Annotated in this window: 12 protein-coding genes; 7 read left to right on the forward strand and 5 right to left on the reverse strand. The window is 61.4% G+C overall.

All coding sequences use genetic code 11. The annotated features are described in order from the left end of the window. Nucleotides 1-52 precede the first annotated feature (52 nt). The 4 genes from truA to G5134_RS04805 form a co-directional block, all read right to left on the reverse strand. Nucleotides 53-862 (reverse strand): tRNA pseudouridine(38-40) synthase TruA, encoded by an 810-nt coding sequence (gene truA, locus G5134_RS04790; RefSeq protein ID WP_029305766.1) that lies wholly within the window; start codon nt 860-862, stop codon nt 53-55. Between the two features lie 166 nt (nt 863-1,028). After that, entirely contained in the window at nt 1,029-3,224 is a 2,196-nt protein-coding gene (locus tag G5134_RS04795; RefSeq protein WP_065017955.1) for a FimV/HubP family polar landmark protein, read from the reverse strand. Nucleotides 3,225-3,498: 274 nt separating this feature from the next. Then, nucleotides 3,499-4,515, reverse strand: coding sequence for an aspartate-semialdehyde dehydrogenase (locus G5134_RS04800; RefSeq protein WP_065017954.1), 1,017 nt, complete (start codon nt 4,513-4,515; stop codon nt 3,499-3,501). 140 nt (nt 4,516-4,655) lie between these two features. Further along, complete coding sequence (locus tag G5134_RS04805) at nt 4,656-5,786, reverse strand: 4-phosphoerythronate dehydrogenase (RefSeq protein ID WP_065017953.1); 1,131 nt, start codon at nt 5,784-5,786, stop codon at nt 4,656-4,658. Between the two features lie 314 nt (nt 5,787-6,100). On the opposite strand from G5134_RS04805, the gene G5134_RS04810 reads away from it, so the two are divergent. Then, a complete protein-coding gene (locus G5134_RS04810; protein ID WP_081852213.1) occupies nt 6,101-6,847 on the forward strand; it encodes a phosphatase PAP2 family protein in 747 nt (248 codons plus the stop codon). A gap of 84 nt (nt 6,848-6,931) precedes the next feature. Here the strand turns inward: G5134_RS04810 and G5134_RS04815 are convergent, their stop codons facing one another. Then, nucleotides 6,932-7,762: a MetQ/NlpA family ABC transporter substrate-binding protein gene (locus G5134_RS04815; RefSeq protein WP_065017952.1), complete on the reverse strand. Its 831-nt coding sequence runs from the start codon at nt 7,760-7,762 to the stop codon at nt 6,932-6,934. A gap of 444 nt (nt 7,763-8,206) precedes the next feature. Here G5134_RS04815 and G5134_RS04820 point away from each other — a divergent pair, with 444 nt between their 5' ends. From G5134_RS04820 to G5134_RS04845, 6 genes are all read left to right on the forward strand, one after another. Continuing rightward, nucleotides 8,207-8,569, forward strand: coding sequence for a VOC family protein (locus tag G5134_RS04820; protein WP_065017951.1), 363 nt, complete (start codon nt 8,207-8,209; stop codon nt 8,567-8,569). Between the two features lie 75 nt (nt 8,570-8,644). Then, nucleotides 8,645-9,238, forward strand: coding sequence for a HEPN domain-containing protein (locus tag G5134_RS04825; protein WP_065017950.1), 594 nt, complete (start codon nt 8,645-8,647; stop codon nt 9,236-9,238). 11 nt (nt 9,239-9,249) lie between these two features. Then, nucleotides 9,250-9,456 carry a hypothetical protein gene (locus G5134_RS04830; RefSeq protein ID WP_156559863.1) on the forward strand — a complete coding sequence of 69 codons (207 nt, stop codon included), beginning with the start codon at nt 9,250-9,252 and terminating at the stop codon, nt 9,454-9,456. Nucleotides 9,457-9,704: 248 nt separating this feature from the next. Continuing rightward, a complete protein-coding gene (locus G5134_RS04835) occupies nt 9,705-10,079 on the forward strand; it encodes a hypothetical protein (protein ID WP_017783045.1) in 375 nt (124 codons plus the stop codon). A 15-nt stretch (nt 10,080-10,094) separates the two neighbouring features. Beyond that, nucleotides 10,095-10,634, forward strand: coding sequence for an isochorismatase family protein (locus tag G5134_RS04840; protein ID WP_065017949.1), 540 nt, complete (start codon nt 10,095-10,097; stop codon nt 10,632-10,634). Nucleotides 10,635-11,100: 466 nt separating this feature from the next. Beyond that, entirely contained in the window at nt 11,101-12,975 is a 1,875-nt protein-coding gene (locus G5134_RS04845) for a S8 family serine peptidase (RefSeq protein WP_065017948.1), read from the forward strand. The last annotated feature ends 2 nt before the right edge of the window (nt 12,976-12,977 follow it).

Genomic DNA, 12,977 nt, shown 5'->3' on the forward strand with positions numbered 1-12,977 from the left:
TCGATGGCAATAAATGACGGATCATTAAACCACAAATTTTCGGGCCCAGTTACTAAAAACTGGTCGTACCCGGTGCCGAGTCCGGCAGCCACAACGGGCCGAGCGGCACCCGCGGCAAGCCCAGTTCCAGCGGGTAATCCACGTCCACCAGATAGAGCCCCCCCGCCTTGGCGGTGGGGCCCGCCAGGTTGCGATCCCGGGCCGCCAGCACCTCGGCCACCCACTCCACCGGTTTGAGGCCCTGCCCCACCAGCAGCAGGGAGCCGGTGATGTTGCGCACCATATGGTGCAAGAAGGCGTTGGCCCGGATATCCAGCACGATATAGGGGCCCTGGCGGCTGACGCACAGGTGGGTCACATTGCGCCACGGGGTCTTGGACTGGCAGCCGACGGCCCGAAACGAGCTGAAGTCCTGCTCACCCAGAAGGCACTGGCCCGCCTGGTGCATCAGCGTCGCGTCGATCGCTTCGTGGTAGTGGCTGACGCCGCTGCCGAGGATGGCTGGCCGGTAGTTGTGGTTGTAGATGACGTAGCGGTAGCGACGGGCGGTGGCGCTGAAGCGGGCATGGAACCCCTCGTCCACCTCCTTGACCCAGCGCACCGCGATGTCGGGCGGCAGGTTGGAGTTGAGCCCCAGGGTCCAGGCCCCTTCGGCACGGTTCGCATCGGTATCGAAGTGGATGACCTGGCCGGTGGCGTGGACGCCGGCATCGGTGCGTCCTGCACACTGGATGGAGACGGGGTGATTGGCGATCCGGCTGAGGGCCTTCTCCAGCTCCTCCTGTACGCTGATCACTTCGCGCTGACGCTGCCAGCCGAAATACCGGCTGCCGTCGTATTCAATACCTAGGGCAATTCGCATGGATAAACTTGTCTTCTGATGAAAGGATGCGGTGAAAGAAACGGGGCGGATTATACCCATCTCGCCTCAAAAATCCCAAATCGCAGCGCCCAGGCCAGACCAAAAACGCCAAGAAGAAGGGGCAGCCCGTCGGCTGCCCCTGCTGTCATCATGGTACTGTGGCTAACTAGCCAAGGCGCTTGAGCAGCTTCTCGGCCTCGGCCCGCTGATGCTCGGTGCCCTGCTCCGCCGCCTCCTGCAGCAGCTCGCGGGCGCTGTCCTTGTCGTCGATCTCGAGGTAGGCGCGCGCCAGGTCCAGCTTGGCCCCCACTCCGCCATCGTCGGCATCCACGTCAAATCCGGTGGACTCCGGCAGCACCTCGGGGAAGCCATCCAGCCCCACATCCAGCGAGAAGCCCTGATAGGGTTCCTGCTCCGTGGTGGTGGCATCTGCCTCGGCCAGCAGCTTGTCGATCTCGACATAACCGCTCTCCTGGGCCTGCTCGCGCGGCTTGACCTCGCCCTGATGGGGCTCCACTTCGGCGAAGGCATCCTCAAAATCGGAGAGGGCCATCTCGTTGGGATCCCAATCCGGTTCTGCCTCTTTCTTACCTTTGACCGGCTCGGGCTCCAGCCCCAGCTCAGCCAGCATCTCGTCGGCGCCGGCAGCGGCAGCCTGGTCGGCCCCCGGCTCGGCAAAGGCGGTCTCGAAGTCGCTCAGATCGAAGGAGGCGAGATCCTCATCGCTCACCACCGCCTCGGCGTCCGGCTGGCCGTCATCGGCGCCATCCAGCGTCAGGTCGGCCTCCAGATCCGCATCCAGCTCGGCGAACAGGGCAGCCTGCAGCTCCTCTTCGCTCATGATCTCGTTGCCAGCCTTGGGCTTGGGATTGAATTCGCTGGCGAGATCGAGATCTGGCTCGGTGTCGAGGGTGATGGGATCGTCATGGGCCAGATCCAGATCGGGCACCAGATCCGGATCCCGGATGGCGGCCTTGGCAGCCGGTGCCGGCTCGGCATCGAAGCTGGCCAGATCCATCTCGCCATCGTCGCTAAACACCAGATCGGCCGGCGCGGCGGGCTCTTCCACCGCCATGTAGCCATCGGGCGTGTTGAGATCCGGTGTCGGCCGCATCGGTTCGTCATCAGTGATGCCGACCGTCATCAGCTCGTCAAACTCGCTGCTCTCCTGATCCATCACCATGGCGGTGGATTCGGACAGGCTCTTCTCCTGCTCTTCCAGCTCGCGGCGAGCCCGAGCCCGCAGCCACAGAGTCACCAGCGCCAGCACCAGCAGCACCGGCAACAGGATGATCATGGCGAGGTTGAGCGGTGAGGAGAGCAGGTCCATCAGCCAGTTCTGCTTGGGCTCGGGGGCCGGCGCCGCCGGCGGAACCGGCTTGGCCTTGAGCTCGGCAATCTCTTTTTGCAGGGCGGTCTGATCCTGCAGCTGGGCCTTGAGGGTCTCCACCTCTTCGGTCAGCGACTGCAGTCGCAGCTTGAGCCTGTGGTTCATCTCGGTGACCTGACCGAGCTGGGCATTGGCATCTTCCAGCGCCAACGCCATCTCGGTGGAGGGCTTGCCGACCGGCTTGTCGAGGTTGGCCGGCAGCGGGGCCGGTGCACTGGCGGTGGCGGCACTGGTTGCCGCGGCCTGGCTCGCGACCGGCTCGGGGGCCTTGGCGACCTCCTTGACCTCGGTGGCCGGCTGGGGCGCCTCCACCTTGGGTGCCGGAGCCGGGATGGGCGCCGCCTTGGCGAGCGCTACCTTGGCAACCTCGGGCTTGGCAGGCTCGGCTGCCTTGGTGGGGGTCGCCTTGGGCTGGGCCGGCTTGGTGGCCACCGGTTTGGCAGGTTGAACATGCTTGTTGGCCAGGTATTTCGGGCTCAGCCCTTTCCAGCTGGCGTTGTCACTGCGGAATTTGGCGCGGGCCTCGGCATCCGTGATGACGCTGGCCTCGGCGGCGGTGGGCAGCAGGATGCGCGAACCCACCAGAATGTGGTTGATGTTGCCGTCGGCGAAACTGCGGGGGTTTTTCTCGTAGATCGCCACCATGGTCTGGTAGACGCTGACACTGTTGGAGGGACGGTACTTGCTCGCCAGGCTCCAGAGGGTGTCGGTGGGACGAATGGGGCCATAACTGCCGGCATTGCTCGCAACCTGCCGCACGATGGGCTGGGCCGTCGCTCGGCTGGGCTGGGGCGTGGCGCTGGGAGTGGCGACGGGTTGTGCCAGCGGCTGGGAATTGACGGCGGGCGGAGCCGGCTCGTCCGGGCCTTTGAGCTCAACAAAAAAGGGCTCCCGCGTCGAGTCTTCGGCCCGGGCCATGCCCAGCAGACCCAATGCGAGTAGCGTTGCCAATGTTATGCGGGAATGTCCCATATTCGTTCCTTCGTATGACGGCCCTATCACATTGAAAAATCTGGATAGTTACCCCAAAACAGTCGGTTCAATATAAATCAGGCTCAGGTTGCAAGCCAGCAGTCCGACACATTTAGCACCCAACTTGCCCCTGAGTGTAGGAAAAAACTTAATCAGTTGATATCGCGAAACATTCCAGAATGTCGCACTGTGCGCCCCCGGTCACATCTGCCTCGCGCTCGGCGGGGCCATCTCTGGCGGGCATCCCTCCCCGCCAGACCCATGGACTCGCCGATCAGAGGTAATCGCGCACCAGCAGTTCGGCAATCTGCACGCTGTTGGTCGCGGCGCCCTTACGAACGTTATCGGCCACGATCCACATATTTATACCGCAGGGGTGAGAAATATCCTGGCGAACCCGGCCCACCTGTACCTCGTCCTTGCCGGTTGCGTCGCGCACCGGGGTCGGATAGTCATGCTCGTCGTCAAACAGGGTGACGCCCGGCGCCTGGCGCAGCAGCTCCTTCACCTGCTCGGCGTCGAGCGGCTGATGCAGCTCGACGTGGACCGCCTCGGCATGGCCGTAGAACACCGGCACCCGCACGCAGGTGGGGTTCACGGCGATGTTGGCATCCCCCAGGATCTTCTGGGTCTCCCACACCATCTTCATCTCTTCACGGGTGTAGCCGTTGTCGGTGAAGCTGTCGATCTGCGGAATGAGGTTGAAGGCGATCTGCTGCGGATAGAGGCTGGGCTCCACCGGACGACCGTTGAGCAGGTGGGCGGTCTGGCCGGCCAGCTCGCTCACCCCCTCCTTGCCGGAACCGGAGACGGACTGATAGGTCGCCACGTTGATGCGAGCGATACCCACCTCATCGTGCAAAGGCTTCAGTGCCACCAGCATCTGGATGGTGGAGCAGTTGGGGTTGGCGATAATGTTGCGGTTGCGAAAATCGGCCAGGGCGTCCGGGTTCACTTCTGGAATGACCAGGGGGATCTCTTCGTCGTAACGGAAGCAGGAGGTGTTGTCGATGACGATGCAGCCGTGCTCGGCGGCAATCGGCGCCCACTTGGCAGAGACCTCGGCCCCGGCGGAGAAGAGGGCGATCTGCACCTGGCTCCAGTCAAACTCCTCCACGTCCAGGATCTCGACGTTCTTGCCGGCAAAACGCACCGTGTCGCCGGCGCTGCGGCTGGAGGCCAGCGGATAGAGGGTGGCGACCGGGAAGGCACGCTCTTCCAGGATCTCGATCATCGCCTCGCCCACGGCGCCGCTGGCGCCCAATACCGCTACGTTGAATTGCTGACTCACTGCTGTTCTCTCCTATGATGGTGCCGGTGACGCGCGCTGGCATCACCGCTGGCAGGCGGACCTGCCTGATAGCGGGTCTGGCGTCAGCCAGACCGGGTATGGGCGGGATAAGGCTCCCCCCCTTCAAGTATGTAGAGCGCTCAGCCGGGCTGGCAGACAAACCCGAGCCGGGCCAGGGCATCGCTCGCAAACGGCCCCTTTAGCTGCAGGGCCGAGAGCTCGCGCCGCTCCGGATAATCTTTGCGCTGCTCATCGAAGCTGCCCGCCACACCGAGCCGGTTGCGAAAACGGGCGTCATCACGGCGCACGTCATAAATAAGGTGGACCAGTTGCTTGATCAATGCCTGATCCGCCGGCTGGCCCGGCGTCACCTCGCGCACCTCGGGGATGGGCAGCAGACTCTGCAGATCCTGGCGCGGCGTGCGCCCCAGTTGGCGGCAGAGCGCCTCATAGAGCATCCAGGTGCCACGGGCCTTGCCCTCCAGGCTGTAACCTGCAATGTGCGGTGTCGCGAGCTCAGTGTGGGGCACCAAGGCCTGCAGCGGCTCTGGCTCCCCTTCCCACACGTCCATCACCAGCCGCAGCGGCGTCTGGCTCTGCTGGCGCGCCAGCAAGGCCTGGTTGTCCCACACCTCGCCGCGGGAGGCGTTGATAAGGATCTGCCCGGCCGGGCGGGCGGCAATCTGCGCTGCATCCAGCAGATGGAAGGTGGCATCCGGCCCCTGACGGGTAATGGGAACGTGGAAGCTGACGATGTCGGCCTCAAGGGCCTGCAGGTAATCGACAAACTGCACCGCCTCGTTGGCCTCGGCGGCGCGGGCCCGGGGCGGATCGCAGCGCAGCACCCGCATGCCGAGGGCCTCGGCCTTGCCTGCCACGCACTCGCCGGTATTGCCGGAGCCGATGACCGCGAGGCTCATCTCGCTCAAGTTGAGCTCATGGCGCTCGGCCAGCACCAGCAGGGCGGAGAGCACATAGTCGCCGACCGAATATTTGTTGCAGCCGGGGGCGCTGAAGAAGGGAATGCCCCGCTCGGCCAGCAGCGCCTTGTCCACGTGATCGGTGCCTATGGTGGCGGTGCCGACGAAGCTCAGCCGCGGGCAGCTGGCCAAGAGGGCGGCGTCCACCCGCGTGACGGAGCGCACCAGCAGCACGTCGGCCTCTTGCAGATCCGCCGCCTGCATCTGCCTGCCGGGCAGCGGGATGACCTCGCCAAACTCGGCAAACAACTCACGGGCGTGGGGCATATTCTCATCAACAACGATCTTCATCGGGCTCTCTCACTTCGCTAGCGGCCACAAGCGCGCCATTCTAGCCCAAACAGACCGAAGTTTCAGATGCTTATTCATCCATACGCGGCCGTCGCCGCGACTTTCTGCCGGGGTGGGTGCGCTGTTGCCTCATCTGCGCCCGATGAAGCGCCCTGCCCGGGCAATATCTGCTGACCGCCCCGCCATCAGCGGGCCTTGGTCAACAATCAGACCATCACCACACTCATTTGTAACCCTGTGTTACAGGGAGCGGGGCGCGACTTGACCGACCGGGTTGGGCTGGCACAATGACGCCTCTTTTTTTCTGCCCAGGAATGGGCACCTTGCCGAGCCCCGTTATGCCGACTCACGCCTCTTCCCTGCCGCGCCGCCAGGTGCTTTGTTTCAGTGCCGCCTTGATCCTGCCGCTGCTCCTGCTGGTCTGCCTGCCCTGGCAACCGTTCATGAGCCAGGCCCTGCACTCGGACTGGCTCTGGTGGCCCTACGCCCTCACCCGCATGGTGGATGTGCCTGGCATCGGCGTCAGCATCCTGGCCCTGCTGCTGCTGACCCGACACAAGCTGACGCTCAGCCTGCCGGCACTGCTGGCCCTCGGCGCCGCCCTGTTTGCCGTGCTGGCCGGCGACTGGCTCATCAAGAGCCTGATCAAGCACCTGACCGAGGAGCCCCGCCCCTACCTGCTCTGGCTGGAGAGCCAGAACCTGATCCCCGCCATCCAGCAGTTCTACGCCGGCAAGGTGGAGGTGCGCAGCGAGCAGGTCCATGCGGCCAGCCAGCTGCTGGCGCTGCCCGAGTGGCTCGCCAACCACTGGCAGGCGGAGGTGAACTACGCCTTCCCCTCCGGCCACAGCATCGCCGCCATGAGCCTGGCCCAGTTCTTCGGCCTGATCTGGCTGGCGCGCGCCCCAGCCGGCGCCTGGTTGCTGCCGCTGTGGGCCATCGGTGTCGGCCTGTCGCGCATGCTGATCGGCATGCACTGGCCGCTGGATGTGCTGGCAAGTGCCCTGCTCGGCAGCCTCACCTCGCTGTTCGCGGTGCGCTGGTGGCTACGCCGTTACTAACAATGCGTGCGACAAAAAAACGGGCACCTGCGGGTGCCCGTTGTTGTTCTCTGCTCTCTGCTCTCTGCTCTCTGCCATGGTGGCTCAGTTGCTGGCGCTCGCGCCCTGCCACCCCTGCGGGTACTTGTAGCCGACGAAGCGCTTGGCGGCATAGGCCTTGAAGGCGGCCGAGTTGTAGGCCTCCACCACATCTTTGGCGAAGGGCTTGTCCGCATCGGCACTTTTTACCACCACCCAGTTGATGAAGTCGTAGCTGCGCTCAAGGAACAGGCCTGAGCTGAAGGGAATGCCGCTTGAGGCGGCAAAGTTGCCGTTGATGACCGAGAAGTCCACGTCTTCGCGCGAGCGGGGCAGCTGGGCCGCCTCCAGCAGCACCAGCTTGAGGTTGTGCGGGTTTTGCGCCACGTCGAACTCGCTCGCCTTGAGCGGGTTGATCCCCTCCTTGAGGGTCAGCCAGCCCAGATCCTGCAGCATCAGCAGCGCCCGCGCCTGATTGGTGGGGTCGTTCGGAATGGCCACCGTGCTCCCCTCCTGCACCGCCTTCAGATCTCCCAGCTTGCCGGCATAGAGCCCCATGGGGCCGGTCGGTACCTGGGTAATGGGGGCGAGCGACAGCCCCCGATCCTTGGCAAAGCTCTCCAGATAGGGCTTGTGCTGGAAGCAGTTCACATCGAGCGAGCCGTCGGCCAGCGCGATATTGGGGGTCACATAGTCGGTGAACTCCACCAGTTTGACCTGATAGCCCTTGGCTTCGAGCTGGGGCTTGATGGAGTCGGTCACCATGTCGGCAAAATCCCCCACCGTGGTACCGATGACGATCGCCTGTTTGGCCGGATCGGCGGCCAGCGTGGCCAATGGCAGGGTTCCGGCCAGCAGGGCCAGGGCGGAAAGAGCAAAGAAGGAACGACGCTGCATAAAAACTCCCTGTAAAGATCTCAACGGCTGGCTCGATGGCAGAGTCGTGCTTGAATCACCACAACCATCCAGCCATCTAAACGGCTAATTAAGTACACCATAACAGAGCCGTTTCTCTTCGCCAAGCAACAAAACCGGGCAAGCTTTACCGGATGGCAGTGAAGCCCGGCTCTCAGCCCTGCCAGGTCCCCAGGACAAGAAATCTTTGATAAACCACACAGTTATTGCTTGACCCCCTCCCCAAGCCAGCCTCAAGTGACTTATTGTGGTCATTCGGTACCATTTTGCGTCAGGGTGCCAGGTTCGCTTTGTCAGGCTCACCCTGTGGAAGAAGGCGCGTGCTGACAGCGTCATTCAGGCACGGTAGCGGCGATGTGAACACCAGACCCTCATGCTCGCAGTTAACAGAGGAGATAGTTTTATTCAGCCAGCCAAGGAGTTGCCGTGATCGATCACGTTGAAATCAAGACAATGCATTTTGACGACTGCAAGCGCTTCTACCAAACCGTGCTCCGCCCACTGCACATGGAACTCAAGTGGGCAGATGACGCCGCTGCCGGTTTTGGTCTGATCGGTCGTGACAAGGTGAGCTTTTTGATCGAGAAATTCGACCGACATACCCCCTGCCATCTTGCCTTCAGCGCCACGACATCAGCACAAGTCGATGCTTTTCACTTGGCAGGCATTCAAGCGGGCTTTCGCTGTAACGGACAACCGGGACCTCGCGTTCACTATTCCCCTGATTATTACGCTGCATTTTTGCTTGACCCGGATGGGAATAATATAGAGGCGGTGGCACATATTTAATTATCATAAATGTCGATATTGAGCAGACCTAAATAGCTTAACCAGAAGATAAGGTTATAAATAGGGACAAGGAATATGTCAAAAGCGATTCAAGGATTTGAGTATTCAATTAAAGATGCCGAAGAGCTGCTAGCTCATTTCGACGGCATCAATGCCAATCCGCCACCACCCAGCAGTGAAGTGTTAAAACGCGCGGGACTGGTAATGGCGCTTACTGCTTGGGAAACCTATGTGGAAGATCGGTTGATTGAGGAAATGCATAAAAAGCTAGCCATAGTACAGGGCAGTTACTTGGGTGATTTTATCCTGAAGAAACTGCATACAGATTTAAAGTCATTTCATAATCCAACCTCAGATAAAACGAAAAAAATATTTATGGATTATCTTGGGTTTGATGTCACAGAGGGGTGGCGCTGGTCGAACTATGAGCCAGATAAAGCGCGCTCAACACTCAATCAATGGATTAAAAAACGTGGTGAAGCTGCGCATCGTTCAAAGCCTATCAGCACGGGTGTACCGGTTCCCCATCTTATAAAACGGGACGAGCTGGAAAAAGTAATCAGATTTATCAGAGACCTGGTCAAGTCTACCGACTGTTATATAAATGAGAAGATTGATCTGCACCACGCTGCAATTTTGAACGCCAAAACCAGCTTTCAAGCTGATTGAGGAGCCAATAAATGGAGTGGTTAGTTGCATTAATTATTTTTATCGTAATAGCTGCCATTTTTGGAAAGCCATCATCTTGCTGTATCTGTGGCCCGTCTATAAAAAATACATATTATAAATGGACCATCAGTGGAAAGAAGCAGGCTCTTTGCCCTAAATGCAATTCACAGATGGAAAGAAAAATTAGCAGAGAAGCGTTTAATCGCCGCTTTGGTTAATGAACAGCCTCTTGTTAGCGGGCCGATATTGAGTGCTTCAATTGGCGGCCCATCGTTTAACTGTCACAACATTTACAATTTGAATTACTTTATTTTTGACCTGCTCCGGCCCTGCCGGTAGGTTTATGCCTTATCGACACAGTGCCGTGACTCATATTTTATACGTCACCTTGTCAGTCGCGAACGACATGGAGAGTTCGCTAACCCACCAGCAGGGAGCACGACCACACCCTATTCAAGGAGCATTCATGACCCCCAAACAACATCTGCTCGCCAAGGCCATCTTTATCCTTGCCACTCTGTTCTCCCTGGCCATGATCGCCTTCGTTGCCTGGGCCGTCGTCACGGTCAGCCCGCTCCACCCGGCTGACATGGCACCGTCGCAGAGTCTCAGCCTTGGCCTGGCAACCGCCATCGCCCTGTTTGTGCTCGCCTTCAACTATGTGGCTTATCGCGGGCTCACCGAACAGGTGACGGCCTTCAAGGTGGTCTTCTGGTGCTTCGTCGCCCTGCAGTTGTTCGCCTTTCCGATCGGTACCGTCATCGCGCTGACCCTCATCTATCTGTGGAACCAGTCGCGCGTCTCCCTCGCCCGCCCACTCGGTGCCACTGTCTCACTCTGATCCGGGAGAGTATCCATGCTGACTACCACGAACACCGGCCTGCTGGTCGTCGATATTCAGGGCAAACTGGCCCGTCTGGTCGAGGGGAGCGATGCCCTCATCGCCAACACCGCCAGGCTGGTGGCGGGGGCCCGTCTATTGGGCCTGCCGGTTGTCTGGCTGGAGCAGAACCCGGACAAGCTCGGAGCCACCGTGCCCGAGCTGCAGTTGATGCAGGCAGGCGATCTGGTGCTGCCCAAGCACTGCTTCGGCGCCCTGGGGGAACCGGCGCTGGCCGACGCCCTCGCCCGCCAGGGCGTCAGCCACTGGCTGGTGTGCGGCATCGAGGCCCATATCTGCGTCTACCAGACGGTGTTGGGATTGCTGGACGCGGGCAGCCAGGTGTCGCTGGTGGTGGATGCGGTGTCATCGCGCAGCGCCGCCAACCGGGAGCTCGCCATCCACAAGCTGGCGGCGCACGGGGCCGAGCTCACCTCGGTGGAGATGTGCCTCTACGAACTGCTGGGCGATTGCCGCCATCCGGCGTTTCGATCCATTCTGGCGTTGATCAAATAGCCCCCTGCCGTCCGGCGTTTCGTACCATATTGCTGGCGCTGATCAAATAGCCTCCCCTATCGGCCAGTCCCTCCAGACCACCCGGCGCCATTGGCACCGGGTGGCTTGCCTGCACTGCCCTCCCCTGTTTTAGATCTCGGCGGCCCCCCGCCAGCGCGAAGATTCCCCCAACCTGCGCAGATCCGCCCCGCCTCTCTCACACCGGTAACGGCCCGTTAAACGTTAACAAATGGTTACTAATTGATTGATATAAAAAGATAAATATCAATAGCACCAAACTGAGAAAAGTTCTCAATACAGCACAGAAAAGGATTCACAGGAACCCCCACATGGTCTGTCGATTATTTGTTGTGAGATTTCTTTGAGCCTTATCTCAGAATGAAAATGAGTGCTTTTTGACTCTGTTCTTCCCATGTATAGATGCCAGTCGCACCCAGGACGGTGCGATATAAGATGGAGTTTATTAATGAGAAAAACATCGTTAGCGTTGGCAATCTCGGCCCTGCTCTCGGCCCTGCCCATCGCTTCAGTTCAGGCGAGTGAGAGTTGCACCCCATTGACTGGCAAGGAAGCCGGCCTCGATACCGGCCGCAGCAGTGCCGAGCGCTGCCTGCCCGGCATTAACCCGCTGCAGGATCAGCAGTGGCACCTGCTCAACAGCGGCCAGAATGCCTTCAGCCCCCGTGGCGGCGTGGCAGGCAACGACCTCAACCTCTGGTGGGCACACCGTACCGGCGTGCAGGGTCAGGGCATCAACGTGGCCGTGGTGGATGACGGCCTGGCCATCGCCCATCCGGACCTGGCCGACAACGTTCGCCCCGGCTCGAAAAACGTGGTGACCGGCAGCAGCGACCCCACCCCGACCGATCCGGACAGTGCCCACGGTACCTCGGTCTCCGGCCTTATCGGGGCGGTCGACAACCGCATCGGCACCCTGGGGGTGGCCCCTCGCGTCCAGCTGCAGGGGTTCAACCTGCTGGATGAGCGCAGCAAGCAGCTGCAGAAAGACTGGCTCTATGCGCTGGGCGGCAGCCCCGCCACCGCCGACAACCGGGTCTTCAACCAGAGCTACGGCATGAGTCTGGTGGATCCGCAAAGCGCCAGCGGGCTGGATCAGGTACAGCTCGATCGCCTGTTCGAGCAGCAGACCCAGCAGGCGCAGGGCGCGGCCTATATCAAGGCGGCAGGCAACGGCTTCAACCGCATCGCCGCGGGTGACTACATGTTCAGCCGCACTGGCGTCCTGCCCAAGCTGCCGTTCGAGAACAGCAACATAGACCCCTCCAACAGCAACTTCTGGAACCTGGTGGTGAGCGCCATCAATGCCGACGGAGTGCGTTCCTCCTACTCCAGCGTCGGCAGCAACGTCTTCCTGAGCGCCCCCGGCGGGGAGTACGGTACCGATGCGCCGGCCATGGTGACCACGGATCTGCCCGGCTGCGACATGGGCTACAACCGCACCGACGATCCCAGCACCAACCGGCTGCACAACAACCCGCAGCTGGATGCCACCTGCGACTACAACGGCGTGATGAACGGCACCTCGTCGGCCACCCCCAACACCTCGGGCGCCATGGCGCTGCTGATGTCCGCCTATCCGGATCTGTCGGTGCGGGATCTGCGCGATCTGCTGGCCCGCAACGCCACCCGCATCGATGCCGGCCAGCAGCCGGTCCGGGTCAGCTATACCGCCGCCAATGGTCAACCCCGCCAGGTCACCGGCCTGGAAGGGTGGGAGCGCAACGCCGCCGGCCTCTGGTACAGCCCCACCTATGGCTTTGGTCTCATCGACGTGAACAAGACCCTGACCGCCGCCGCCAGCCACACCCCGCTGCCGCCGCTGGTGCAGTTGCCGGCTCAGAAGGTCACGGTGCCGCGCAGTGAAGGGAGCATCGCGGATGTGGGCAGCAGTGCCACCCGCTCCAGCACCCAGGTGGCGCAGGCCTTGACCGTGGAAGCGGTCCAGGTCACGGTGAGCCTGGATCATCAGCGCCTGCCCGACCTGCTGATCGAGCTGGTCTCCCCGTCCGGTACCCGCAGCGTGCTGCTCAACCCCAACAACAGCCTGGTGGGGCAATCCCTCGACCGGCAGCAGCTGGGTTATGTGCGCACCAAGGGGCTGCGCGACATGCGCATGCTCTCCCACAAGTTCTATGGCGAAGCGGCCCAGGGCGAGTGGCGACTGGAGGTGACCGACGTCTCCAACAGCAGCCGCCAGCTGACCCTGGTTGACCTCAACACCAACCGCCGCAGCACCCTGACCGAGCGCAACAACAGCCAACCGGGTCAACTGCTCAACTGGTCCCTGCGGGTGATCGGCCACGATGCCGCCCGCTCATGATC

This window comes from Aeromonas sp. 600276, assembly GCF_049175815.1.
Classification (GTDB): domain Bacteria; phylum Pseudomonadota; class Gammaproteobacteria; order Enterobacterales; family Aeromonadaceae; genus Aeromonas; species Aeromonas dhakensis.